Here is a 24,968-nt window from a genome sequence, read left to right on the forward strand (position 1 = left end):
CAGTGGCGCAGCCGCCGGCAACGGGCCGGCGCCACTCACTGGAGACCCTTTCATGCATTCGTCGCTTCGCCTCGCCACCCTCGCTGCCGCCGTCGTCGGCCTGGCCGCCTCCACCCTGGCCCAAGCCCAGACCGCCGCGCCCGCCGCGGTGCGCACCGAGCGCAACATCTCGCTCACGCTGGCCAACCAGATCGCCGCCGAGGCCGTCGCCGCCTGCGCCGCCAACGGCTACAACGTGGCCGCCACCGTGGTCGACCGCGCCGGCACCGTGCGCGCCGTGCAGCGCGCCGACAACGCCGGCCCGCACACGCTGGCCTCGAGCGAGCGCAAGGCCTGGACCTCGGCCTCGGCCAAGAGCCCCACGCAGGCCATGATGGAGAACGCGCAGAAGAACCCCGGCGCCGCGAACCTGGTCTACCTGCCGGGCTTCCTGCTGCTGGGCGGCGGCGTGCCCGTGAAGTCGGGCAACGAGGTGATCGGTGCCGTGGGCGTGGGCGGCGCGCCCGGCGGCCACCTCGACGACCAATGCGCGAATGCCGCGCTCGAGAAGGTCAAGGGCCTGCTGGGATGAGAACGCCGCGCGCGCTTCGGCTCGCCGCCGGCCTGGCGCTCGCGCTCGGCGCGGGCGTGCCCGGCGCGGCCATGGCCCAGGTCGCGCCCAGCGTGGCGGAGGCCAAGGCCTACGAGGGCCTGCACCGCGCGGCCTGGCAAGGCGACCTGCCGCGGCTGCGCACGCTGATCGCGAGCGGCGCGACGCTCGATGCGCGCGACGCCCGTGGCCGCACGGCGCTGCAGGTGGCCACGCATGCGCGCCAGCGCGAGGCGATCCGCCTGCTGGCGCAGGCCGGCGCCTCGCTCGACCTGCTCGAGGATGATCGCTACGACGCCGTGACCATCGCCGCGGTGGCCGACGATCCGGCCACGCTGGCGCTGCTGCTGTCGCTGGGCGCGAGCGCGAAGCAGGTCACGAGCCGCTACGACGGCACCGCGCTGATCGCGGCCGCGCACCTGGGCCACGACGAGGTGGTGCGCCAGCTGATCGCGGCCGGCGCGCCGCTCGACCACGTCAATAACCTGCACTGGACCGCCACCATCGAGGCCGTGGTGCTGGGCGACGGCGGCGCGCGGCACCAGCGCACGCTGGCGGCCCTGATCGGCGCGGGCGCCAGGCTCTCGCTGGCCGACCGGCAGGGGCGCACGCCGCTGCAGCTCGCGGTGGCGCGCGGCTACACGGCGATGGCCGACCAGTTGCGGGCCGCCGGCGCGCCTTGAGCAGAACGCGGGGCGCGGGCGCCGGGCGGCTCGGGGACAATCGGGCCTCGCCGTCCCAAGGATTCGTCCCATGTACATGCCCCCGCAGTTCAACGCCAAGGATCCCGCCGTCGCGCTCGAGCTGATGCGCGCCCATCCGTTCGCGAGCCTGATCTCGACCGACGACGACGGCCTGCCGTACGTGACGCACCTGCCCCTGGTGGCCGAGCAGAGGACGGGCGAGGGCGGCGGGCTGGTGCTGTGGGGCCACTGCGCCAAGCCCAATCCGCACTGGCGCTACCTGCAGGCGCGGCCGCGCGCGGTCGCCACCTTTCTCGGGCCGCATGCCTACCTGTCGCCGCAGGTCTATCCCGACCTGGCGCGCGTGCCGACCTGGAACTACCTCGCGGTGCATTGCACGGTCGAGGCCCGGCTGGTCGAGGACGTACCGGCCAAGGACGCGCTGCTCAAGCGCCTGATCGGCGAGCACGAGCCGGCCTATGCGCAGCAGTGGCGCGACCTCGGCGAGGAATTCCAGCTCAAGATGCTGGCCGGCATCGTGGGCTTCGAGCTGCGCGTGACCGCGCTGCAATGCAAGATCAAGCTCAACCAGCACCGGCGCGAATCGCATGCGGCGATGCACGAGCGCTATGCGGCCGGGTCGGGCGACGAGCGTGCGCTGTCGGTGTGGATGGAGCGGCTCGGGCTGACCGGTGCCGAGGCGCCCGCGAAGGGCGCGGCCTGAGATGCGCGGACTCGGACTGATCGGCCTCGTGGTCGCGCTCGCGATCGTCGCGCTGGTGGCGAAGAAGCAGTTCGCGGGCGCGGCCGCGCCGGCGGTGTCGACCGGGGGCGATGCCACGGTGCGCGACCAGGCGCGCCAGGTTCAGGACCAGTACAAGCAGGCCCTCGACGCCGCGATGCAGCAGTCGCAGCGCAAGATGCCCGATGACGAGTGAGCCCCTGAACGACGACGGCTTCATGGCGCTCGCGCTGGCCGAGGCGCGGCGCGCGGCCGAGGCCGGCGAGGTGCCGGTGGGCGCGGTGCTGGTGAAGGACGGCCGCGTGATCGCCACCGGCCGCAACACGCCCGTGGGCGGCCACGACCCGAGCGGCCATGCCGAGATCAATGCGCTGCGCGCCGGGGCCGAGGCGCTGCGCAACTACCGGCTCGAGGGCTGCGAGCTGTTCGTCACGCTCGAGCCCTGCGCGATGTGCGCGGGCGCGATGCTGCATGCGCGGCTCGCGCGCGTGGTCTATGGCGCCAGCGATCCCAAGACCGGCGCGGCCGGCTCGGTGCTCGACCTGTTCGCGCTGCCGCAGCTCAACCACCGCACGCAGGTGCGGGGTGGCGTGCTGGCGGCCGACTGCGCGGCGCTGCTGCAGGACTTCTTCCAGCGCCGGCGCACGGCCGCGCGCGAGCAGGCGCAGCCGCTGCGCGACGATGCGCTGCGCACGCCGCCCGAGCGCTTCGAGGCGCTGGCGGACTACGCCTTCGCGCCGCACCATGTGCAGGACCTGCCGTCGCAGCGCGGCTGGCGCCTGCACTACGTCGACGAAGGGCCGGCCGATGGCGGTGCCGTCGAGGCGACCTGCCTGTGCCTGCATGGCCCCGGCGAATGGGGCTATGCCTTCCGCCATCTCGTGGGCCTGCCCGGGCTGCGCGTGCGGGTGCCCGACCTGATCGGCTTCGGCAAGAGCGACAAGCCCAAGCGCGAGGCCGCGCACAGCCTCGCGTGGCATCGCGACCTGCTGCTCGAATGGCTGGCCCGGCTGCCGCCCGCGCCGATGGTGCTGCTGCACTCGCAGGCCGGTGCGGACCTGGCGGCCGCGCTCCATGCGGCCGCGCCCGCGGGCCGCTTCGCGGCGCTGCTGGCTGCGCCCGAGGGCGGCGAGCGCGTGCGCGATGCCTGGCGCGCGCCGTTCCCCGACCGCGGCTTCGAGGCCGCGCTGCGCGCGCTCGGCCCGCTGGCCCGGTCCTCGGGACCGGATCGCGCGCAGGCGCTGGCACTGGCCGGGGCCGCGCGCGCCGCGATGGGATACTCGACGCCGTGAGCAACAAGCACATCTACATCTATTCCCCCTCCAGCGCGGTGCGCGACAAGGCCGCGTTCCGGCGCGGCGTGGCGCGCCTGAAGGCTCTGGGCCACGAGGTCGAGGTCGACGAGGCCGCGCTGTCCTTCCACCAGCGCTTCGCCGGCGACGACGCGACGCGCCTCGCGGCCATCGGCCGCGCGGCCGCGAGCGGGGCCGACATCGCGTTGATCGCGCGCGGCGGCTACGGCCTCACGCGCATCCTCGACGGCGTGCCGTTCAAGAAGGTGGCCAAGGCCATCGAGCGCGGCACCGAGTTCGTCGGCCTCAGCGACTTCACCGCGCTGCAGAACGCGCTGCTCGCGAAGACCGGCGCCGTGACCTGGGCCGGCCCCGCGGTGGGCGAGGATTTCGGCGCCGAGGCCGGGCCCGACGACATCATGGAAGCCTGCTTCGACGACCTCGCGAGCGGGCAGGGCGAGGGCACCGGCTGGCGCATGCCGGCGCGCGATGCCGGCATCAAGCTCAAGCCCGTGCACGACGCCGTGCTGTGGGGCGGCAACCTCTGCGTGCTGACCAGCCTGCTCGGCACGCCGTACTTTCCGGCGGTCGACCAGGGCGTGCTGTTCATCGAGGACACCAATGAGCACCCGTACCGCATCGAGCGCATGCTCGAGCAGCTGCGCATGGCCGGCGTGCTCGGCCGCCAGCGCGCCATCGTCTTCGGCCAGTTCACCGGCATGCGCAAGGTGCCGGGCTACGACCGCGGCTTCGGCCTCGACACCGTGATCGACCGGCTGCGCGCGCAATTGCGCAAGGTGCAGGTGATCGCGGGCCTGCCGTTCGGCCACGTGCCGACCAAGGTGCTGCTGCCGGTGGGCGCGAAGGTCGAGCTCGCGGCCGACGGGCGCGACGTGTTCATGGTGTGGGGCCATCACCCGCACGGCAGCGCCAGGCCGCACGGGCATGCGCATGGCCACGATCACGGCCACGCGCACGGCGACCACGCCGACCACGGCCACGCACACTGAGGCGCCGCGCCCGCCAAAAAAAAGGCGGCCCGGAGGCCGCCTCGAAGCGAACGTCAGGCAGCTCGCGACCGCCTGCCGTCCGTTACATCAGTGGTGGGGAATGCGCTGGTGCGCGCGCGGTCCCATCGATCCCGGCAGTCCGCCTTCGAACATGCTGTTGATGCCCTTCATCTTGCGGCGCGCGGCGGTTTCGCCGTCGACCGCGCTCAGCGCGGTCATCACGTCCTGGCGCAGATACCAGAGGGTTTCGACATCGGCGGCAAAGCGCACGCGCTGACTCACGCGTTGCACCGAGTGGCCGCCGTGCGATGGCAGCAGCGACAGCATCGCGCTGCGGATGCGGCCGAGCTGCAGATCCTTGGTGCGCGCACTGGCACCACCCGAAAGGTGCAGCAGACGAAGCAGACGACGGATGATCGACATGGCGAGTTACGTAACACCAGGAGCAAAGGTGGCGGTTACCTTAATCGGGCGATGATCAAGACACAAGTTGTGGAACATTGTTTCTTGTTTGAAAACAACACACTTTACGTAGCAGTTCGAGCAAAAACTGAGGAGTGTTTTCTAAAGTATTAAGGAAAATGCAGGACTTTTCCTACATGGCCCATAGTATTTATCCGACAGCTCACTCTTCCTCTTCAGAATAGTGCGACTTGGTGAAGGATTTGACGGTACAAACCCGTCCAGGGATGACCGGATTTCGGCGTTCTCCGTGTCCGGTCGGAGATAAGAAAACTCAAAACAACGGCGGTGAGGCCGAATTCAGAACATGGTTGTCAACTCCACTGTGGTGTTTGCGGACCTGACCGGGAGCACCCGGGTCTTCGAGGCGATGGGCAATGCCCGGGCCACCGAGACGGTGACGCGCCTGACGCAATGGATCGGGGCGGTGTGCGAAAAGCATGGCGGCCGGGTGGTGAAGTCGCTGGGCGATGGCGTGTTCGCGCTCTTCGCCGAAGGCGCGGGCGCGATCCAGTCGGTGATCGAATTGCAGCGCCAGCACCAGAAGCGCCTGCTGGCCTGGCCCGCGCCGCTGCGCATGGAACTGCAGATCGGCGTGGCCAGCGGCGAGGTGCTCGAGGTCGACGGCGACTGCTTCGGCGACGCGGTCAACCTGGCCTCGCGGCTCAGCGATCTCGCGGGGCCGAGCCAGATCTGGGCCACCGAATCGGTGATCGCCCAATTGCCCGAGGGCGCGGTCCATCACCGCGACCTCGGCCCGATCAACATCCGCGGGCGCAGCGAGCTCTCGGTGGTGCATCGCATCGACTGGCAGGAGGACGTGACCGCCTCGCTGACGGTGCCGGCCGCGCTGATGGCGAGCCGCCATGCCGATTCGAACTTCGGCCAGATCGAGCTGAGCTGGCTCGACGTGCGCTCGATGTTCCGCACCGAGCAGTTGCCGATCCACCTGGGCCGCGTCGACGACGCCGAGTTCGTGGTCAACGATCCGCGCGTGTCGCGCCTGCATGCGCGCATCGAGCTGCGACAGGGCAGTTGCGTGCTGACCGACATCAGCACCTACGGCACCTGGGTGCGCTTCCACGGCAATGCCGGGCCCAGCAGCGAGATCGCGCTGCGGCGCGAGGAATGCGTGCTGCACGGCAGCGGCGAGATCGGGCTCGGCGCGCCGCTCAGCGATTTCAGCGCGCCGACCATCGCCTTCAACACCATGGGCGGCGACGTGCTGCTGTCGCGCCGCTCGGTCGGCTGAAGGGCGGCCGCCTCGTCACGTTTGGCTACCAGAAGCGGTGGCCGGGCGTGCACGGGGCGCGGGGGCCGGGCGTTGCTCGTGCATCGGACCGCCGTTCGCGGTCGTTTCCAGCCAGCCTGGACCGGGAGCCCTCAGTGAACCTCAAGCCTTCTTCTTCCTCGTCCCGCGGCCTGCATCTGGCCGCGCTCGCCGCCGTGGCGCTCGCCTCGCTGTTCGCGGCCGGTGCCGCCAACGCGCGCGGCCACTGGTCGATCGAGATCGGCACGCCCGGCGTGGGCTATCCGCCGCCGTACTACGCGCCGCCGCCCGTCTACTACGAGCCCGCGCCGATCTACTACGCGCCGCCCCCGCCGGTGTACTACCGCCCGCCGCCGCCCGTGTACTACCGGCCGGCACCGCTGATCGCGCCGCCGCCGGGCCGGCTCTACTACGGCCCCGGCTACCCGTACCGCGCGCCCAACGACGACGGGGACGACGACTGACGCGCCCAGTGTCCGCCTGAGCGCTTGCTGAAGACAATTCGCGACAGGAATTGTCAAATTGTGTTTCTTGAACGACGAAAAAGTCACACAAGTTCACATTCCTAAGCTGAAAGTCCGCCGGTTCCGGCCTCTCGATCCACGGAAACCGGTAGGGCATGACCCTTGCCTCCTGACCCCCATCGGCGCGCGGGCGCCGCAGGAGCGAGGGTCATGTTCGACACGGAAGAAGCCGGCCAGCAGGCAGCGGCTCATGAGACGGGGGATGCGCCGCTGGCGCGGGACGGGGACGGCCACGGCACGCCCACCCACACGGGATCGGCCAAGGCGCTGAAAGGCCTGGCGCTGTTCGCCATGCCGGCGCTGATCGCGGGCTGTGGCGGCGGAGGAGGCGGCGGTGGCGCCGGCGGTGGCATCTTCCCCGGCGCGGGCGGCGGCAACCCGCAGCCCGATCCGGCCACGCCGGCCGACACCGGCCCCTACCACTACCTGCAGGCCAAGAGCGACGCCGAAGCCGCGCGCTTCCTGCTGCAGGCGCAGTTCTCGGCCTCCGAGCCGGAGATCGCCGCGGTGCGCAGCCTCGGCTATCTGCCCTGGCTCGAACAGCAGTTCAGCGCGCCGCGCACCCAGACCGCCTGGGAATGGGTCGAGAGCCAGCCCTACAACGCCACCGACATCGACGCCACCGTCTGGCGCCAGCTCATGCTGTCGGGCGACGCGGTGCGCAAGCGCATGGCGCTCGCGCTCAGCGAGATCTTCGTGGTCTCGGCCAACGACATCGGCTCGAGCTGGCCGACGCACATGATGGCCCAGTACTGGGACATGCTGGCCGCATGCGTCTCGGGCAACTTCCGCCAGCTGCTCGAGGCCGTGACGCTCAATCCCGCGATGGGCTTCTACCTCAACACGCGCGGCAACCAGAAGGAGAACAACCGCGGCCGCCAGCCTGACGAGAACTATGCGCGCGAGGTCATGCAGCTCATGAGCATCGGCCTGCAGCAGCTCGAGGCCGACGGCACGCCGAAGACCGGCGCCGACGGCCAGCCGCTCGACAGCTACACGCAGAACGACGTGACGCAGCTCGCGCGCGTCTTCACCGGCTACGACCTCGACATCAAGCCCGGCGAGGAGAACGGCTTCCGCCCGCCGGGTGCCAGCTACACCGTCGAGACCAGGGACTGGACCACGCGGCCGATGGTGCTTGTCGCGAGCCGCCACTCGATGCTCGAGGCGAAGTTCCTCGGCGCCACCGTGCCCGCCAACACGCCCGGCGCCGCCGCGCTCAAGATCGCGCTCGACACGCTGTTCAACCACCCGAACGTCGGCCCCTTCATCGGCCGGCAGCTGATCCAGCGGCTGGTCACGAGCAACCCGAGCCCGGCCTACGTGAAGCGCGTGGCCGCGGCCTTCGCCGACAACGGCGCGGGCGTGCGCGGTGACCTGAAGGCGGTGTTCGCCGCCGTGCTGATCGACGACGAGGCGCGCGCGCCGGCCGGCCTGGCCAATCCCGACTTCGGCCGCCTGCGCGAACCGATGCTGCGGCTGGCGCAATGGGGCCGCAGCTTCGGCGCGAGCTCCACCAAGGGCACCTGGCGCATCGGCGACCAGAGCAATGCCAGCTACGGCCTGGGCCAGAGCCCGCTGCGTTCGCCCTCGGTCTTCAACTACTTCCGGCCCGGCTACGTGCCGCCGGCCACCGCCATCGCCGAGCGCAAGCTGGTGGCGCCCGAGTTCCAGATCGTCAACGAGTCCAGCGTGGGCGGCTACCTCAACTTCCTGCAGAACGCGCTGCCCTACGGCATCGACAACGGCGACGTGCGCGCCGCCTACACGGCCGAGAAGGCGCTGGCGCTCGACCCCGCGGCGCTCGTGAAGCGGCTCAACCTGCTGCTGACCGGCAACCAGCTCTCGAGCGCCACCGTGAGCCTGATCACGAATGCGCTCGCCACCCCCGCGCTCAACGCCAGCAGCAGCGAGGGCGCCCGGCTCAACCGCGTCTACGCGGCCGTGATGCTGGTGATGGGCGCGCCCGAATACCTGGTGCAGAAATGAACCCCATGACCCCGACGAACACGGCCAGCCAGGAGCGGCGCCCATGCATCTGATCGATCCCGCGCGCCACACCCGGCGCGCCTTCCTGCGCCGCTCGGGCCAGCTCGCGATGGCCGGCACCGCGCTGCCGTTCGCGCTCAACCTCGCGACCATGGGCGAGGCCGCGGCCCAGGCCGCGCCCGGCGACGACTACAAGGCGCTGGTCTGCGTCTTCCTCTACGGCGGCAACGACTACGCCAACACGGTGGTCACCTACGACACCGACAGCTACGGCAAGTACAGCCAGATCCGCGGCGGCAACGGCGATGCCGGCGGCGGCATCGCGATCGCGCGCGCCCAGCTGCTGCCCACCTTGCTCGCGCCCACGCAGGCATTGCCGGGCGGACGCCAGTACGCGCTGCATCCGTCGATGACCGCGCTGGCCGACTTGTTCCACAACGAGGGCAAGGTGGCGGTGCAGCTCAACGTCGGCCCGCTGATCGGGCCGATCACGCGCGCCCAGTACGACAGCGGCAACCGCAAGTCCTGGCCGGTGCCGCCCAAGCTGTTCTCGCACAACGACCAGCAGTCGGTCTGGCAGTCGTCCTCGCCCGAGGGCTCGACCGTGGGCTGGGGCGGCAACATCGGCGACCTCGTGCTGTCGGGCAACACCGGCGCGCTGTTCACCTGCATGTCGGTGTCGGGCAATGCCGTGTTCCTCTCGGGCGACCAGGCGCTGCAGTACCAGGTCGGCACCGGCGGCGCGGTGCGCATCTACAGCGTGGGCACCAACACCGGCAACCTGTTCGGTTCCGACACCGTCAAGGCCGCGATGCAGCAGCTCGCGCAGCAATCGCGCGGCCACACGCTCGAGGAGGAATACAGCAAGGTGGTCCGGCGCGCGGTCAAGGCCGAGGGCCAGGTCACGGCGGCGATCCAGAGCGACTTTCCCGCCGGCGCCTTCCCGGCCAACAACGGCCTCGCGAGCCAGCTCAAGATGGTCGCGCGCCTGATCCGCGGCCGCGCCTCGCTGGGCGTGAAGCGCCAGGTCTTTTTCGTCTCGATGGGCGGCTTCGACCTGCACGACAGCCTGATGACCATCCAGCCCGGCCTGATGCAGCGGCTGTCCGATGCGATGGCCGCGTTCCATCGCCAGATGGCGACGCTGGGCCTCGGCGACCAGGTCACGGCCTTCACGGCCTCAGACTTCGGCCGCACGCTCTCGTACAACAGCGACGGCTCCGACCACGGCTGGGGCGGCCACCACTTCGTGGTAGGCGGCGCGGTGAAGGGCAGGGCGATCTACGGTACGCCGCCGCCCGTGAGCATCGGCAACACCGCGGCCGATGCCGACCAGTGGCACGTGGGCCAGGGCCGGCTGCTGCCCACCACCTCGGTCGACCAGTACGCCGCCACGCTCGCGCGCTGGTTCGGCGTGCCCGACAGCCAGCTCGACGGGATCCTGCCGAACCTGAAGAACTTCGGGCGCACGGCCAACGGCATCGCGTATCCGCGCGACGTGGGATTCATGGGATGAACATCATGGGCCACGTCACCTTGATGGGCAGCCTCGACAGCGTCGAGGGCGGCATCAGCGTGGACTTCGGTCCGAAGCCGCGCCGCGAGGCACCGCCCGCGACGCCGGGCCTCGGCCTCGCGCGGCGCCGGCCCTTCGCCAGCGTCGCAGCCGCGATCGCGGCCATCGAGGCGCTGGACCGCGAGCTGCGCAAGTTCGAACTCGCGGTCGACGACGTGCTGCAGGACTACCTCGGCGTGCAGATGGCGCAGATCACCGACTGCGCACTGACGCGCGGCTGGGAGCCCGTGGGTTTCGTGCAGGACGAGGGCTTTCGCGTCTACCGCTACGAGCGCGTGCGCGGCCGCTCGAGGCAGGCCGGCGCGGGCCGCTGAGGCGCCGGGCGGCCAGCGCGGCGCCGCCTGTCATCGCACCGACACGAATCCGTCACGCAGCGCAGTCACCATCCGGCTCGCCCCGGCTGCGATGGTCCCGACGTCCACGGCCCGGCTCCTCCGAACACGCCGCGCATGCACCTTTCCTGCACCTCCTTCCTCGATCCGGCATGCCCGCAGCGGGTTCACAGCTCGCGGCGGGACTGATGGCGGTGGCGGTGCTCCTGGGCGGCATGCCGGCCGCGCGCGCCGACGCGCCACGGACCGCTGTGGCCGATCCCGCGGCGCCGATGCACTTCGACATTCCGCGCCTGCCGCTGGCCGCCGCACTGAGCCGCTTCCATGCGCAGACCGGCCAGTCGCTGCTCTACGACGACGCGATCGCCGACGGCCGCATGGCCGGCCCGCTGCAGGGCGAGCACACGCCCGAGGCCGCGCTGCGCGAGCTGCTCGCGGGCAGCGGCATCGTGGTGCGCTACACCTCGCAGGCGGCCTTCATGCTGATGCGGCCCGAGGCGCCCACCGCCGGGACGTCGCCCGTTGCCCCGACGGCCGACACGCGAACCGCCATCGCGGCGACCGCCGTGCGCCGCGCCTACTACGCGCAGTTGCAGGCCCGCGTGACCGCCGCGCTGTGCGGCGATCCCGTCACCATGCCCGGCAGCTACCGGCTGGCGCTCAACCTCTGGATCGATGCCGGGGCCCCGGTGGTCGAGCGCGTGGTGCTGCATGCCACCGGCAACGAACGGCGCGATGCGCGCATCGCCGCGCGGCTCACCGGCCTGGCGCTCGAGTCGGCGCCGCCCGAGGGCCTGGCGCAGCCGATCGCGCTGCTGATCCTGCCGCGCCAGCCGGCGCAGACCGGCGACTGCCGCCCATGAGCGCCGGCCTGCTGAACTTCCTGGTCGAGCGCTACGACGTGCTGCGCCGCAAGCTCTCGCACCGGCTCGGTTCGGTCGAGCTGGCCGAGGACGTGCTGCACGACACCTACGTCAAGCTCTCGGTGCGCGCGCCGGCCGGCCCGGTGCACAGCCCGCAGAGCTTCCTCTTGCGCACCGCGGTCAACATCGCGATCGACCGCATCCGCGCCGACCGGCTCGAGCTCTCGGGCGAGGAGGTCGACGAGCTGCTGATGACCGACGAGAAGGCCATCGACCCGGCGGTCGCGGTCGAGGCGCGCATCGACCTCGAGGCGGTGGCGCGCGCGATGGAGCTGCTGCCGCCGCTGCGCCGGCAACTGCTGTTCGCCTCGCGCGTCGAGGGCATCCCGCAGAAGGAGCTGGCGCAGCGCTACGCGATCTCGCTGCGCCGCGTCGAGCGCGAGATCCACCTGGCGCACGAGTTCTGCGTCGAACAGATGCGAGGGCCGCGCAAGGATTGAATTGGCGGTCGGCCCCGGCGCCGAACGTCCAGTCAGCAGCACACCGATGATCTCGAACATGGCCGACGACGATTCCGAAGTCCTTGCCTCCCGTCTCGACGAGGAGGCGCGCGCCTGGGTGCGCCGGCTGCGCTCGGGCGCGGCCACGCGCAGGGACGCGCGCCAGCTCGCGCAGTGGCGCGCGCGCGGCCCCGGCCATGCGCAGGCCTTCGAACGCGCCAAGCGCGAATGGCAGGCGATCGGCGGCGTGGCGCAGGCGCACCAGCGGCTCTTTCCCGAGGCCGCCGCCGCGCCGGGCCGCGCGGCCGTGCAGGCCGCGGTGGCGGTCGACACGCGCCGGCGCTGGCTGCTCGGCGCGGGCTTCGCGAGCGCGGGCGCCGCGGCCATCGCGGCGGTGGTGCACCCGCCGCTGGCGCTGTGGCCCTCGTGGTCCGAGCTGGTGGCCGACTACCGCACCGGCACCGGCCAGCAGGCCACGGTGACGCTGGCCGCCGACGTGGAGCTGATGCTCAACACCCAGACCAGCCTCGCGGTGCAGCCCGGCGCCGCGGCCGGCGGCGGCGAGCGCATCCGGCTGATCGCGGGCGAGGCCACGCTGCGGCGCGGCCCCGGCGCGCCCTACGTCGAGCTGGTCGCGGGCGAGCTGCGCATCGTGCCCGGCGTGGGCAACGTCGCCGTGTGGCGCCAGGACGAGCGCTACCGCGTCAGCTGCATCGAGGGCCGCGTCGAGGTGATGCATCCCACGCGCACCGTTGCGCTGCGCGAGGGCGAGCAGATCTGGTGCGGCGCGACCGGTGTGTCGCCGGTGGCGCAGGTGGACATGGCGCAGACCCAGGCCTGGCGCCGCGGCGAGCTGGTGTTCCGCGCCACGCCCCTGAGCGAGGCGGTGGACGAGATCAACCGCTACCGCAACGGCCGGGTCGTGCTGGCGAGCGACTCGCTCGCGCGCCACCGGCTCAGCGGGCATTTCCGGATCAACGCGCTCGACGAGGCGATCGAGCAGATCGAGGTGCTGTTCGGCGCGCGCGCGACGCGCTGGCCGGGCGGGATCGTGATGCTGGGCTGAGCGCGGCCGCGGGCGCGCAAAAAAAGTCGGATTTCCTTGGCGGGTCTTCGCTGCGCCAACGTCTAGGTCAGGACTTCAACGACCGACCCCGACGCCTACACGGACCCGCCACCATGTCTTCGACCCTGCGACGCGCCACCGACCGAACCCCGCCGCACCATCCACCCCGCGCCCCGGGCGCCATCCCGCGCCAGGCGCAGCCGCTGCATCCGGTCGCCTGGGCCATCGCCGGCCTCGCGATGGCGCTGGCCACAGGCGGCGCGCAGGCGCAGCGCGCCTTCAGCGCCGGCTGGATGGCGCAGAAGAACATGGCGCAGGCCACGGCCACCGCCACCGGCCGTCTGCCCAACGGCCAGCCGGCCGCGCTGCTGACCCACCCGCAGGCGCAGCAGCAGCGCGCCAATGCCGAGCTGCAGCGCTCGCTCGACAACCTGCAGCTGGCCGCGCGCGGCATCGCGGCCCAGCAGGCGGCCCAGGCCGCGGCGCGGCTGGCCGCGCAGGGCGAGGCCTCGGTGCCCGACGGCCTGGCCGAGGGCGGCCTGCGCGTGGACGGCAACAGCCTCAGCGCGGGCTGGCTCAACGCGCAGGCACCGCAGCAGACGCAGGCCAACGGCCGCACCACGGTCGCGATCCGCCAGACCGGCGACCGCGCCATCCTCAACTGGGAGAGCTTCAACGTCGGGCGCAACACCACGGTGGAGTTCCAGCAGCAGCCCGACTGGGCGGTGCTCAACCGCGTCAACGATCCGCAGGCGCGGCCCAGCCGCATCCAGGGCCAGATCAAGGCAGACGGCACGGTGCTGATCGCCAACCGCAACGGCGTGGTGTTCAGCGGCAGCAGCCAGGTCGACACGCGCAACCTGGTGGCGGCCGCGGCCCGCATCGGCGACGAGCAGTTCCGGAACAACGGCCTCTACAGCGCCCAGGTCAACGGCCAGCCGCAGCCGGTGTTCACCGACGCGTTGGGCAAGGTCGAGGTGCAGGCCGGCGCGCGCATCGCGACCCGGCAGCCCGTGTCGGTCACGCAGGGCGGCGGCTACGTGCTGCTGCTCGGGCACGAGGTCGAGAACGCCGGCAGCATCGCCACGCCGCGCGGCCAGGCGCAGCTCGCGGCCGGCGACAGCTTCGCGATCCGCAAGGGCGTGGGCACCGACGCCAACACCTTCTCGACCACGCGCGGCAACGAGATCGCGCCGCGGTTCGTGCCCGACAGCACGGCCGGGCTGGTGCGCAACAGCGGCCTGATCGTCGCGACCGAAGGCGACATCACGCTGGCCGGCCGCACGGTGCGCCAGGACGGCGTGGCGCTCGCCACCACCACCGTCAACGCGCGCGGCACGGTGCACCTGCTGAACTCGGCGGCCGATGCCAGGGGGCGCGTGGCCACGGGCTGCGAGGCGGTCACGGCGGTGCTGATCGATGCGGACGATCGATTCAGCGCGCTGGACAGCCAGCGCGAGGCGCTGGTGAGCGAATCGGTCGCGCTCGACCGGCTGCGCACCATGGCCGTGCCGGGCGCCTTCGACAACCTGTCGCGGCTGCAGGACCGGCGCGATCTCTCGCGCGTCGAGGTGACGTCGGGCGGCGAGGTGCATTTCGAGGACGGTGCGCTGGTGCTCGCGACCGGTGGCCAGATCGCCGTCAGCGCGCAGCGGCGCGTGCGCGTGGGCGCGCAGGCGCGGCTGGACGTCGCGGGTGCGGTCGGCATGAGCGTGGCGATGGAATCGAACAACGTCCAGGTCAACATCCAGGGCAACGAGCAGCGCGACGCGCCGCTCAACCGCGACACCGGCAAGCTCGCCAACGCCAACGTCTGGATCGACCGGCGCCGCCTGTCGTACGTGCCCGCCAAGCCGGGCGTGTACGACCGCGACCGCTTCTACACCGCGGGCGGCCTGCTCGAGGTCGGCGGCTACCTGGGCAACCAGCCGCACGGCATCGGCGAGTGGATGGCGCAGGGCGGCAATGTCACGCTCGCCGGCGCCGAGGTGGTGACGCAGCGCGGCTCGCAGATCAACCTGTCGGGCGGCTCGATCGACGTGCGCACCGGCTACCTGAACCAGAGCTGGCTCAAGGGCAGCGACGGACGCCTGTACCGGCTCGACCGCGCGCCCGCCGACATGGCCTTCGAGGGCGTGTACCGCGGCTTCGAGGATGCGCATGCGCGCTGGGGCAAGAAGACCACCGGCTATTTCTACAACCCGCTGATCGGCCCGCAGCGCCAGCTCGAGAACGGCTACACCGTCGGGCGCGATGCCGGCCGGCTGGTGGTGAGCGCGCCCACGGCGGTGCTCGAGGGCGACATCGAGGCCCGCGTGTTCCGCGGCCCGCGCCAGACGCAGGCGCGCGGCGCGGCGCAGGACGGCTATCTGCAGTCGCAGTTCGCGCTCGCGCGCGCCGGCACGCTGGCGCTGCGCCGCGTGGGCGGCGTGGGGCCCGACGGTACTTTCGACACCCAGGTGCGCATCGGCGAGTTCGCCGATGTCGCCGATGCGCTCGCCGGCGATCCGTCGGCTGCGCTGCCTGCCGCGCGCACCGGCACCGTCTTCCTCGACGCCGCGCGCCTGTCGGGCTTCGGCCTCGGCGGCCTGGAGATCGTGGCCAACGGCGAGGTGCGCATCGAGCGCGCGCTGCGGCTGGCCGATGGCGGCCGGCTCGAGATCGTGGCGCCTTCGACGCGCATCGAGGCCGACGTGACGGCGCGCGCCGGCAGCGTGGTGGTGGGCAATGTCGCGCCGGTGGCGAGCACCGGCTCGCCCAACGCCGGTGACCTGCTGCTGCGCGACGGCGGCGCGAGCTTCGTGCTCGGCGCGGGCGCGCGGCTCGACCTGCGCGGCCTGTGGACCAACGAGCAACTGGAGGGCGGCGATATCGACGGCGAGGCCGGCACCGCCTTCGTCGACGGCGGCGGCCTCTCGGTGCGCATGACGCATGGCGGCATCGCGCTGGAGCGCGGCAGCCTGGTCGACGTGTCCTCGGGGGCCACCCTGGCGCGCAACGGGCGGCTCATGGGCGGGCGCGGCGGCAGCGTGAGCCTGCTGGCCGGCGCCGCGCAGGTCGAGACCAATCTCGAGGAGAACCCGGGCGGCGCGCTGCTGCGCATCGATGGCGAGCTGCGCGCGAGCGGCGTGCTGGGCGGCGGCACGCTGACGCTGCAGTCGCCGGCCAACGTGCTGTTCGGGCCCGATGCCTTCCTCGAGGGCGGCACGCTCGCGGCCGGTACGCCGTCGCCGCTGACCATGGTGTTCGCGCGCGACGTGCACGTGGGCATCGGCGAACGCCTGCCGCAACGCATCTCGACGCCGTTGACGGTGTCGCTGCAGGACTTCGCGCTGCCGTACATCCTGAGTCCCACCAATGCCGCACCCCTCGTGACCGCGGCCGACTGGGTGCTGCCACCCTCCGTCTCGGTCTACACGCCGCAGGGCTTGCTGCCACCCGGCAGCCCGGTCCCGGCGGGCACGCGCATCAATGCCTTCGGCGGCCAGCTGCCGACGGGCACGGTGCTGCCTTCGGCCGTGTTCCCGCTCGGCATTCCAGTCCACCCCTACGTGCTGACCCAGGAGGCGGGCGAGCGCTCGGCGATCGCGGCGGTCTATCTCGCGGGACGCCTGATCGAGCGCGGCGCGCACTTCGACGAAACGATCGCGTTCGCGCCCGCGCTGCGGCTCGATCCCGCGTTGCTGCAAAGCGGCTTCTCCAGGTACCGGATCGGCAGCTTCAGCGGCGTGCGCGTGCTCGACGATCTCGCGCCGCGCGTGCCGGTGCTGCGCGCCGCGGCCGATGCGAGCGAACTGGCCAGCGGCACCGACACCGCGCGCGCGCTCGAGCGCTGGCTGCCGCCGCTGTACGCCGAGGATGCGCCGCGGCATCGGCTGAATTCGCGCACCGGCGCCGACCTGAGCCTGCAAGGCGCCGAGCTCGAGCTCGCGCGCGGCGTGCGCATCGAGGTCGATCCGGGGCGCCAGGCACGCCTGGTGGCGCAGGGCCAGCTCACGGTCGAGGGCCAGGTGATCGCGCCCGGCGGCGACATCGTGCTGGCCAGTGCCGCCACGCGCGGCACCACCGATCCGAAGCTGGCGCCGATCGGCACCTCGATCTGGATCGGCAGCGAGGCCGTGCTCGACGCCGCGGGCCGCGCCCACGTCGCGACCGACGACCACGGCCTGCGCTACGGCATCGCGCCCGACGGCGGCTCGATCCGCATCGGCCTCGAGGACTACACGCGCGCCGACCGCGACTACCTGAAGGCCTCCGGCATGCACGTGATCCTGCGGCCCGGCGCCCGGCTCGATGCCTCGGGCGCCTCGGCCGAGGTCGACGCCGCGCCGCAGAACCTGCCGCCCGGCGGCACGCGGGCGCAACGGCTGGCCGGCGACGGCGGGCTGATCCGCATCGGCTCCTCGCGCGGCATCTTCAACGACGGCTGGCTGCGCGCCGCCGCGGGCGGCGAGGGCGCGGCCGGCGGCACGCTGGAACTGGTGCTCGAGAACCCGATGAACAACCCGCACCGGGTGCAGGTCCTGACCTTGGCGCAGGAGCGTGTCGCCAGCGGTGCCGCGATCGGCTTGCGGGCCGGCGAAGCCGACGGCTCGCTGGTCGATGCGCGTGCCCGCCTCAGCGCCGAGGAGGTGCGCGACGGCGGCTTCGGCACGCTCGAGCTCTGGAGCCGCGACCTCTTCAGCTTCGAGGGCGACCTCGACCTGCGGCTGCCCGAGGGCCTGATCCTGCGCCGCGGCGCCTTCGTCAGCGCGCCGGCCGCGCCGCCCGCGCGGGTGCGGCTGGCCGCGCCCTCCGTGCTGCTCGACGGCAAGGTCGCGATCCCGGTGCAGCAGAACGAATTCCAGTCGGGGCTGGTGCAGACCGGCACCTCGACCGTCAACCGGGGCCGGTTCGAGATCGAGGCCGCGCTGATCGACGTGCGCGCCGCCAACCTGTTCGGCGCCATCGGCGTGAGCCAGAGCATGGTGCCCACGCCCAGCGGCGGCCAGATCGTGAGCCGTCCGCTGGACTTCGCCGGCTTCGACGAGGTGCTGCTGAACAGCCGCGGCGACGTCCGTTTCACCAACGGCACGATCGAGGTCGGCGGCAACCTCACGGTGAGCGCGGCCCAGCTCTACCCGACCACCGGCGCCATGGGCGACCTCCGCGTGGCCCTGCGTCCCGGGCAGCCCGAGCACTACGATCCCGCGCGCCGGCTCACGATCCGCGGCACGGGCACGGTGCCCGAGCTGCCGGCCTCGGCCTTCGGCACGCTCACGCTGGCGGCCGCGACCATCGACCAGGGCGGGGTGGTGCGCGCGCCGCTGGGCAGCATCGTCTTCGGCACCAAGCCCGCCTTCGGCATCGGCACGCCGCCGCTGCGCGACCAGATGTTCGAGGTGATGCTGCGCGACGGCAGCCTCACCTCCACCAGCGCCGCGGGCCTCGTCATGCCCTATGGCGGCACGGCGGACAACATCCGCTACAGCTACAACGGCCAGGAGGTCGAGTACCTGCCGCTGGCGGCCGTGTCCGGCAAGCCGACGCAGTATGCCGAGCTGTTCGTGCGGCCCGGCGTGGCCTTCGGCCAGTCGCGGATCACGGCCGAGCACGGCGCGGTGCTCGACGTGTCGGGCGGCGGGCAGCTCACGGGGGCCGGCTTCTTCACCGGCCGCGGTGGCTCGGTCGACGTGCTGCGCACGCCGCTGATCGATGCCAATCCCACCTACGGCTTCAGCAGCGCGGGCGCCGGTGTCTATGCGCTGGTGCCGGGCTTCGCGGGCGGCTACGCACCGGTGGCGCCCGATACCGGCGCGGGGGCGCCGCGCGTGGGCCAGCAGATCCGCTTCGACGCGCCCGTGGGCGGACTGCCCGCGGGCACCTACACGCTGATGCCCTCGACCTATGCGCTGCTGCCCGGTGCCTGGCGCATCGAGCTCGGCGCGCAGAACCAGGCCGGCCCGTTCGACACGGTGCGCGCCAGCGGTTCGATGCGCGCAAGCGGCTACCTCGGCATCGCCAACACGGCCGTGCGCGACGCGCTGCCGACCGCCGTCACGCTCACGCCCGGCAGCGCGGTGCGCGGCCTCTCGCAGTACAACGAGACCAGCTATGCCGACTTCGCGCTGGCGCGCGTCGCCCTGTTCGGCGGCGCGCGGCCGCGGCTCGAGCGCGACGGCCAGAGCGTGCACATCGATACCGGCAGCGCGACGGGCCGCGTGCTGTCCTTCGAGGGGCTGGCGCGGCTGCGCGGCGAGGCGGGCGCGGGCGCTGTCTACGACGGCCACCTGTTCCTCACCGGCCGGCGCGCGGTCGAGGTGCTGGCGCCGGGCATGGCGCCCACGCCGGACTTCGCCGCCTTCGACGCGGCGCAGCTCTCGGCCTTCGACGCGGGCACGCTGATCGTGGGCGGCACCTACGGCCTGCGCGACGTGTTCGTGACCGTCGGGCAGGCCGCGGTGCCGGTCGGCCCGCACGTGGTCATCAACAGCGCCGAGCAGGAGGCCGTGATCGTGCGCGGCGGCGCGCGGCTGGCCGCGGGCCAGGTCTTCCTGTCGGGCCACGACGTGCGCGTGGAGCGCGGCGCGCTGATCGACACCACGCGCAGCAGCACCACGGGCTTCGACTCGACCCAGGGCTACGTCTACCTCGATTCGGCGAGCAACGGCGCCAGCGCGATCCTCGCGGTGGGCAACGGCGTCTACGACTTCGCGCCGCCGCAGGGCGACGCCTCCGCGCGCCAGGGCGCGATCACCATCGCCGACGGCGCGATGCTGCGCACCCGCGGCAGCGTGAGCTTCCTCAGCAGCGGCCCGGTGACGCTCGGCGAGGCCGAGATCAACGCGCGCTACCTGAGCATGGCGGCGCCCGCGATCCAGGTCGGCACGCACGCGTCCTTCGCCGCGGCCGAGGCGCGGGGTGCGATCGGCGTCGGCGTGCGGCTGAGCCAGGAGATGCTCGAGCGGCTGCTGCGGCCCACCGTGCCCGGCCAGACGCCGATCGAGCAGCTCTCGCTGACCGCGACCCAGTCGCTCAACTTCTTCGGCAACGTGGTGCTCGACCTGCGCGCGGCGCGCGGGGAGGGCGCCCCCGAGACGGTGCTGATGCTCAACACGCCCGCGATCTACGGCTGGGGCACGGCCGGCGACAACGCGCGCATCGCGACCGGCACGCTGATCTGGAACGGCCTGTCGGCTGGCAGCGGCACGCCCGAGTCGCCGTTCACCAGCCGCGGCCCCGGCCCCGTGACGCCCGGCGGCCCGGGCACCGGCGCCGGCAACCTGGTCGTCGACGCGCGCCGCATCGAGTTCGGCTACGGACCGCTGCAACGGGCGCAGGACCAGGCGGCGCTCGATCGGCTGATCCTCGGCTTCTCGCACGTCGGCCTGCAGGCCAGCGACCGCATCACCGCCAATCGGCGCGCCACGCTCTCGGTGTACCGCCAGGGCAGCGACGCGGCCAGTCGCAGCGGTGGCGAACTGATGCTGAGCACGCCGCTGCTGACCGGCGAGGCCGGCTCGTTCATGAGCTACCGCGCCGGCGATGCGGTGCGCGTGAGCGCGCCCGAAGGCAACCGGAGCGCCGGCGACACGGCGCGCCTCGACGCGCTCGGCGCCGAAGTGCGGCTGGCCGGCCGCTCGATCGCGCTCGACACCGCGGTCGCGCTGCCCAGCGGCCGGCTGGTGCTCGAGGCCGAGCGCGACATCCGGCTCGGCGACGGCGCGGCCATCGACCTCGCGGGCCGCGCGCTCGCTTTCTTCGACGTCACGCGCTTCAGCAGCGGCGGCGACCTGCTGATCGAGTCGGCCGAAGGCGCCGTCGCGCAGGCCGCGGGTTCGCGCATCGACGTCTCGGCCGCCGGCAAGCCGGCCGGCTCGGTCCGGATCACCGCCACCGGCACCGATGGCCGCGTCATGCTCGCGGGTCGCATCCTCGGCGCTTCGCCGCGGGCGCGCGAGTCCGGCAGCATCGACATCCGCGCGCGCTCTCTCGACGACTTCGCCGGGCTCAATGGGCGGCTCAACGAGGGCGGGCTCTTCGGCGGCCGCGGCTTCGTGGTCAAGACCGGCGACCTCACGATCGGCGACGAACTGCGCGCCAACCGCATCGAGGTCTCGGCCGACGGCGGGCGGCTCACGGTCAACGGCCGCATCGATGCCAGCGGCGAGGACGTGGGCACGATCCGCCTCGCCGCGCGCGACGACCTCGTACTGGCGGCGGGCGCGGTGCTCGACGCGCACGGCACGCGGCTCGCGCTCGACGGGCGCGGCCAGGCCATCGAGGCCTCGAACCGCGCGCAGGTGGAGCTGGGCTCCGCGGCCGGCACGGTGCGGCTGGACGCGGGCGCGACGATCGATCTGCGCGCGGCCGACGCCGTGGCGCGCGGCCGGCTCGAGATCAACGCACGGCGCCTCGGCGCCGACGGCGTGGCGGTCGATGCCGTCGCGGGCTTGTCGGTGCGTGGCGCCGAGAGCATCGCGGTCAATGCCTTCGCGCGCGACACGCCCGCCGACGGCGTGGTCGACCAGGACCGGCTCGACCGCCTGCATGCCGCCAGCACCGCTTTCATCGACGCGGCCAACGCCAGCAGCGCCACCCGGGCGCGGCTGGCCGGGTTGCGCGCGCAGGGCAACGCCTTCCACCTGCGGCCCGGCGTGGAGATCCTCGGCGCGGGCGATCTGCGGGTGCGCGGCGAGATCGATCTCTCGGGTTACCGCTACGGCCCCGGCGTCGACAGCACGCGGCGCGGTTCGGGCGAACCGGGCGTGCTGGTGCTGCGCGCGGGGGGCAACCTCGTCGTCAACGGCAGCATCTCCGATGGCTTCGCGCCGCCACCCGACACGCCCGACGACTTCGGCTGGACCGAGCGGCCCGACGGCCGGGGCCGCGTGATGGCCGTGGCCGACATGCTGGCGCCGGGCATGCGATCGTGGTCGATGCGCCTCGTGGGCGGCGCCGACCTGAGCGCGGCCGACACGCGCACGCGCGCGGCCGCCTCGCGGCTGCGCGACAGCGGCGACCTGCTGCTCGACGACCCGCACCAGACCGCAGTCCAGTTCTCGCCCGAGGCCGGGCTGTCGGTGCTGCGCACCGGCACCGGCTACCTCGAGTTGCTGGCCGGGCGCGACCATCGGCAGAAAACGCCGTTCGGCGTCTACACCGCCGGCACGCAGATCGCGGGCAGCGAAGCCTGGGACCTGCCGCGCGCGGCGGGCTGGGACGGCTCGGTGCTCGCCGGCTACCCCGACTACGAGGCGACGCTCCATGCGCGCCGCATGTTCTTCACCGAGGGCGGCGGCGACCTGCTGCTCGCGGCCCAGGGCGAGGTGCGCGGCTTCGCCGTCAGCGACAGCGGCAACCTCAAGTTCAGCAACGACATCGGCCGCTGGCTCTGGCGCCAGGGCGGCAGCGAGCTCGGGCAGCGCACGGCCTGGGGCATCAACTTCGGCCAGTACGTGCTGTCGGCGCTGTCCGGCGGCGTCGAGCTCGCGGGTTTCAGCGGCATCGGCACGCTGGGCGGCGGCCATCTCACGGTGCGCGCGGGCAGTGACGCCGGGTCGACTTCCAACCTCGGCCTCGACGACCTCACGGCCACCACCTCCGCGCTCGACCTGTTCGTTGCCTCCACCGGCCGAGTGGGCGCCGACGGTGCGCTCGCGGTCTCGGGCGGCGGGCGCCTGAGCCTGGAGGTCGGCGGCCGCCTCAACACCGGCGTCGACACGGGCAACATGCCGGTCACCACCGGCCAGGTCGTGAACCTGCGCGGCGACAGCCGGGTGCGCGCCGGCACCATCGGCATGTCGCTCGAGGCGGGCTATGGCCTGAAGGCCGACGGCGATCCGCGCGCGGTCGACGTGCGCGCGCCGCGCGACCGCTCGGGCTTCGGCGGCATCAACCTGCTGGTTGGCGATGGCACGATGACGCTCGAGACGCGCGGCGACCTGTCCGTGATCACTGCGCGCGACGCGGGCCGGGTGACGCTGCGCGGCGGCGAGACGCAGGCCTCCTCGCAGGGGCAGGACGGTTCGGCCGTCAGCTCGTTCTCGCTGTGGACCGAGCGCAGCGGCCTCGAACTGTTCTCGGCCGGCGGCGACATCCTGCAGCGGCCGGTGCTGAGCCTGGACAGCAGCGCGCTGCGCTACGACCCGGGCCGCTTCTCGGCCATCGCCGCGAACGGCTCGATCACCACCCTGGTCAATCTCGCGCCCTCGCGCCAGGGGCTGCTCGAGCTGTTCGCGCGCGACAACATCTTCGGCACCTCGGCGATGTCGAGCGCCGCCCTCGGATCGATGGCCACGCCGCAGGCGCCGCTGTGGCTGCTCAGCGCCTTCGGCTCGCGCCTGGCCAGCAACTACTACGCGGCGATCGACCGGCCCTCGCCCGAGGGTGACATCTACGAACCGTTGCTCGAGGGCAGCGTGCTGTTCGCCCATGGCGTGGACCGCGCGACGGCGCTGCATGCCGCGGGCGGCGAGCCGATCCGGCTGTACGCGCTGCGCGGCGACATCATGGCCGTCAGCGGCCTCAAGCGTGCCCTGACCGTAGGGGGCAGCGACATCGAGCACTACTACATCGCCGCCCGGCCACTGCAACTGCGCGCCGGGCGCGACATCCTCGCCAGCGGCTTCGTCTCGCACAACGCGCCGACCGACGTCTCGGTGCTGCAGGCCGGGCGCGACATCCTCAACAGCACCTTCGACCTGGCCGGCCCCGGCCTGCTCGAGGTCACGGCGGGCCGCAACATCCAGCAGGGCCTGGCGGCGGCGAATGCCTACGCGAGCTTCGCGCTGCGCAGCATCGGGCCGATCGTCGAGGGCGACACACGGCCCGGTGCCTCGATCGTGCTGTCGGCCGGCACGGGCGCGCACGGGCCCGACTACGCCGGCTTCGCCGCGCGCTACCTGGACCGCGCCAACCTGGCCGACGCGGGCACGCCGCTGGCCGACCAGCCCGGCAAGGTCGCGAAGACCTACGAGGACCGGCTGCTGGCCTGGCTGCGCGAGCGCTTCGGCTACGCGGGCGGTGCCGAGGGCGCGCTCGCCACCTTCCTCGCGCTGCCCGCGGAGCAGCAGGGCGTGCTGGTACGCGAGGTGTTCTACGAGGAACTGCGCCAGGGCGGGCGCGAGTACAACGACCCCGACAGCCGCCGCGCCGGCAGCTACCTGCGCGGGCGCGCGGCGATCGCGGCGTTGCTGCCCGAGGGCGACAGCGCCGGTCGCGGCGACATCGTGTTCCAGGGCAGCGCGGGCGCGCACACCCAGTTCGGCGGCGACATCCAGGTGCTGGTGCCGGGCGGCGGCCTCACGCTGGGCGCCAACGGCGTGCTGCCGCCACCGAGCACCGGCCTGCTCACGCAGGGCGAGGGCGCGGTCGAGATCTACACGCGCGACAGCGTGCTGCTGGGCCTCTCGCGCATCATGACCACCTTCGGCGGCGGCATCCTCGCCTGGTCGGCCGAGGGCGACATCAATGCAGGGCGCGGCAGCAAGACCACGCTGGTCTACACGCCGCCCAAGCGCAGTTACGACGCGCTCGGCAACATCCGGTTGTCGTCGAACGTGCCGAGCACCGGCGCCGGCATCGCCACCCTGGCCCCGATCGCCGAAGTGCCGCCGGGCGACGTCGACCTGATCGCGCCGCTGGGCACCATCGACGCGGGCGAGGCCGGCATCCGCGTGTCGGGCAACGTCAACCTCGCGGCCTTGCAGGTGGTCAACGCGGCCAACATCCAGGTCAAGGGCGAATCGAGCGGCCTGCCCGTGGTGGCCTCGGTCAACGTGGGCGCGCTCACCAGCGCCAGCGCCGCCGCCTCGCAGGCCGCGATGGCCGCGCAGGACTCGGTGCAGCGCGAACGCACGGCCGCGCGGCAGGCACTGCCCTCGGTGTTCACGGTGCGCGTGCTGGGCTTCGGCAACGAGCCCATGCCCGGCACACCCGCCGCGCCGGCCGGCAACGATGCCGCGCCGCAGCGCACCGGCTATCGCAGCGGCAGCGCGGTGCAGGTGCTCGGCGATTCGGCCATGGGGCCGGCCGAGCGCAACCAGCTCACGCCGGCGGAGCGGCGAACGCTGGGGTATTGAGACGAGGC

Annotated in this window: 16 protein-coding genes; 15 read left to right on the top strand and 1 reads right to left on the bottom strand. The window is 72.8% G+C overall.

What is annotated here, in order from left to right; genetic code table 11:
• The first annotated feature begins 52 nt into the window (after positions 1-52).
• The 6 genes from AC07RM_RS08230 to AC07RM_RS08255 all read left to right on the top strand — a co-directional run bounded on the left by AC07RM_RS08230 (position 53) and on the right by AC07RM_RS08255 (position 4,316).
• A complete protein-coding gene (locus tag AC07RM_RS08230; RefSeq protein ID WP_495334145.1) occupies positions 53-571 on the top strand; it encodes a GlcG/HbpS family heme-binding protein in 519 nt (172 codons plus the stop codon).
• Positions 568-1,272: an ankyrin repeat domain-containing protein gene (locus AC07RM_RS08235; protein ID WP_495334146.1), complete on the top strand. Its 705-nt coding sequence runs from the start codon at positions 568-570 to the stop codon at positions 1,270-1,272. The genes AC07RM_RS08230 and AC07RM_RS08235 overlap by 4 nt, the downstream gene beginning before the upstream one ends.
• A gap of 70 nt (positions 1,273-1,342) precedes the next feature.
• Positions 1,343-1,996 carry an FMN-binding negative transcriptional regulator gene (locus tag AC07RM_RS08240; protein ID WP_495334147.1) on the top strand — a complete coding sequence of 218 codons (654 nt, stop codon included), beginning with the start codon at positions 1,343-1,345 and terminating at the stop codon, positions 1,994-1,996.
• A 1-nt stretch (position 1,997) separates the two neighbouring features.
• A complete protein-coding gene (locus tag AC07RM_RS08245) occupies positions 1,998-2,210 on the top strand; it encodes a hypothetical protein (protein ID WP_495334148.1) in 213 nt (70 codons plus the stop codon).
• Positions 2,200-3,306 carry a tRNA adenosine(34) deaminase TadA gene (tadA, locus tag AC07RM_RS08250; protein ID WP_495334149.1) on the top strand — a complete coding sequence of 369 codons (1,107 nt, stop codon included), beginning with the start codon at positions 2,200-2,202 and terminating at the stop codon, positions 3,304-3,306. Before AC07RM_RS08245 ends, tadA begins: the two co-directional genes overlap by 11 nt.
• Entirely contained in the window at positions 3,303-4,316 is a 1,014-nt protein-coding gene (locus tag AC07RM_RS08255; RefSeq protein ID WP_495334150.1) for an LD-carboxypeptidase, read from the top strand. The genes tadA and AC07RM_RS08255 overlap by 4 nt, the downstream gene beginning before the upstream one ends.
• Before the next feature lie 87 nt (positions 4,317-4,403).
• Here AC07RM_RS08255 and AC07RM_RS08260 read toward each other — a convergent pair whose 3' ends face one another.
• Positions 4,404-4,739 (bottom strand): hypothetical protein, encoded by a 336-nt coding sequence (locus tag AC07RM_RS08260; RefSeq protein ID WP_495334151.1) that lies wholly within the window; start codon positions 4,737-4,739, stop codon positions 4,404-4,406.
• A gap of 346 nt (positions 4,740-5,085) precedes the next feature.
• Here AC07RM_RS08260 and AC07RM_RS08265 point away from each other — a divergent pair, with 346 nt between their 5' ends.
• The 9 genes from AC07RM_RS08265 to AC07RM_RS08305 all read left to right on the top strand — a co-directional run bounded on the left by AC07RM_RS08265 (position 5,086) and on the right by AC07RM_RS08305 (position 24,960).
• A complete protein-coding gene (locus AC07RM_RS08265; protein WP_495334152.1) occupies positions 5,086-6,030 on the top strand; it encodes an adenylate/guanylate cyclase domain-containing protein in 945 nt (314 codons plus the stop codon).
• A gap of 134 nt (positions 6,031-6,164) precedes the next feature.
• Complete coding sequence (locus AC07RM_RS08270; protein WP_296787933.1) at positions 6,165-6,512, top strand: hypothetical protein; 348 nt, start codon at positions 6,165-6,167, stop codon at positions 6,510-6,512.
• Positions 6,513-6,722: 210 nt separating this feature from the next.
• Entirely contained in the window at positions 6,723-8,561 is a 1,839-nt protein-coding gene (locus AC07RM_RS08275; protein WP_495334153.1) for a DUF1800 domain-containing protein, read from the top strand.
• Between the two features lie 43 nt (positions 8,562-8,604).
• Positions 8,605-10,077 (top strand): DUF1501 domain-containing protein, encoded by a 1,473-nt coding sequence (locus AC07RM_RS08280; protein ID WP_495334154.1) that lies wholly within the window; start codon positions 8,605-8,607, stop codon positions 10,075-10,077.
• A complete protein-coding gene (locus tag AC07RM_RS08285; RefSeq protein WP_495334155.1) occupies positions 10,074-10,451 on the top strand; it encodes a hypothetical protein in 378 nt (125 codons plus the stop codon). The genes AC07RM_RS08280 and AC07RM_RS08285 overlap by 4 nt, the downstream gene beginning before the upstream one ends.
• 170 nt (positions 10,452-10,621) lie before the next feature.
• Positions 10,622-11,332: an STN domain-containing protein gene (locus AC07RM_RS08290; RefSeq protein ID WP_495334156.1), complete on the top strand. Its 711-nt coding sequence runs from the start codon at positions 10,622-10,624 to the stop codon at positions 11,330-11,332.
• Entirely contained in the window at positions 11,329-11,832 is a 504-nt protein-coding gene (locus tag AC07RM_RS08295; protein WP_143129107.1) for an RNA polymerase sigma factor, read from the top strand. Before AC07RM_RS08290 ends, AC07RM_RS08295 begins: the two co-directional genes overlap by 4 nt.
• 46 nt (positions 11,833-11,878) lie before the next feature.
• Positions 11,879-12,898 carry a FecR family protein gene (locus tag AC07RM_RS08300; protein ID WP_495334157.1) on the top strand — a complete coding sequence of 340 codons (1,020 nt, stop codon included), beginning with the start codon at positions 11,879-11,881 and terminating at the stop codon, positions 12,896-12,898.
• A 113-nt stretch (positions 12,899-13,011) separates the two neighbouring features.
• Positions 13,012-24,960 carry a filamentous hemagglutinin family protein gene (locus tag AC07RM_RS08305; protein WP_495334158.1) on the top strand — a complete coding sequence of 3,983 codons (11,949 nt, stop codon included), beginning with the start codon at positions 13,012-13,014 and terminating at the stop codon, positions 24,958-24,960.
• The last annotated feature ends 8 nt before the right edge of the window (positions 24,961-24,968 follow it).

The organism is Variovorax sp. GW821-FHT09B05 (assembly GCF_059418265.1).

What these genes read in the sequence shown, in the direction of transcription:
- AC07RM_RS08265 (WP_495334152.1), top strand. Translation starts at nt 5,086, where the DNA reads ATGGTTGTCAACTCCACTGTGGTGTTTGCGGACCTGACCGGGAGCACC.
- AC07RM_RS08260 (WP_495334151.1), bottom strand. Translation starts at nt 4,739, where the DNA reads ATGTCGATCATCCGTCGTCTGCTTCGTCTGCTGCACCTTTCGGGTGGT.
- AC07RM_RS08285 (WP_495334155.1), top strand. Translation starts at nt 10,074, where the DNA reads ATGAACATCATGGGCCACGTCACCTTGATGGGCAGCCTCGACAGCGTC.
- AC07RM_RS08235 (WP_495334146.1), top strand. Translation starts at nt 568, where the DNA reads ATGAGAACGCCGCGCGCGCTTCGGCTCGCCGCCGGCCTGGCGCTCGCG.
- AC07RM_RS08230 (WP_495334145.1), top strand. Translation starts at nt 53, where the DNA reads ATGCATTCGTCGCTTCGCCTCGCCACCCTCGCTGCCGCCGTCGTCGGC.
- AC07RM_RS08295 (WP_143129107.1), top strand. Translation starts at nt 11,329, where the DNA reads ATGAGCGCCGGCCTGCTGAACTTCCTGGTCGAGCGCTACGACGTGCTG.
- AC07RM_RS08245 (WP_495334148.1), top strand. Translation starts at nt 1,998, where the DNA reads ATGCGCGGACTCGGACTGATCGGCCTCGTGGTCGCGCTCGCGATCGTC.
- AC07RM_RS08300 (WP_495334157.1), top strand. Translation starts at nt 11,879, where the DNA reads ATGATCTCGAACATGGCCGACGACGATTCCGAAGTCCTTGCCTCCCGT.
- AC07RM_RS08280 (WP_495334154.1), top strand. Translation starts at nt 8,605, where the DNA reads ATGCATCTGATCGATCCCGCGCGCCACACCCGGCGCGCCTTCCTGCGC.
- AC07RM_RS08290 (WP_495334156.1), top strand. Translation starts at nt 10,622, where the DNA reads ATGCCCGCAGCGGGTTCACAGCTCGCGGCGGGACTGATGGCGGTGGCG.
- AC07RM_RS08240 (WP_495334147.1), top strand. Translation starts at nt 1,343, where the DNA reads ATGTACATGCCCCCGCAGTTCAACGCCAAGGATCCCGCCGTCGCGCTC.
- AC07RM_RS08305 (WP_495334158.1), top strand. Translation starts at nt 13,012, where the DNA reads ATGTCTTCGACCCTGCGACGCGCCACCGACCGAACCCCGCCGCACCAT.
- tadA (WP_495334149.1), top strand. Translation starts at nt 2,200, where the DNA reads ATGACGAGTGAGCCCCTGAACGACGACGGCTTCATGGCGCTCGCGCTG.
- AC07RM_RS08275 (WP_495334153.1), top strand. Translation starts at nt 6,723, where the DNA reads ATGTTCGACACGGAAGAAGCCGGCCAGCAGGCAGCGGCTCATGAGACG.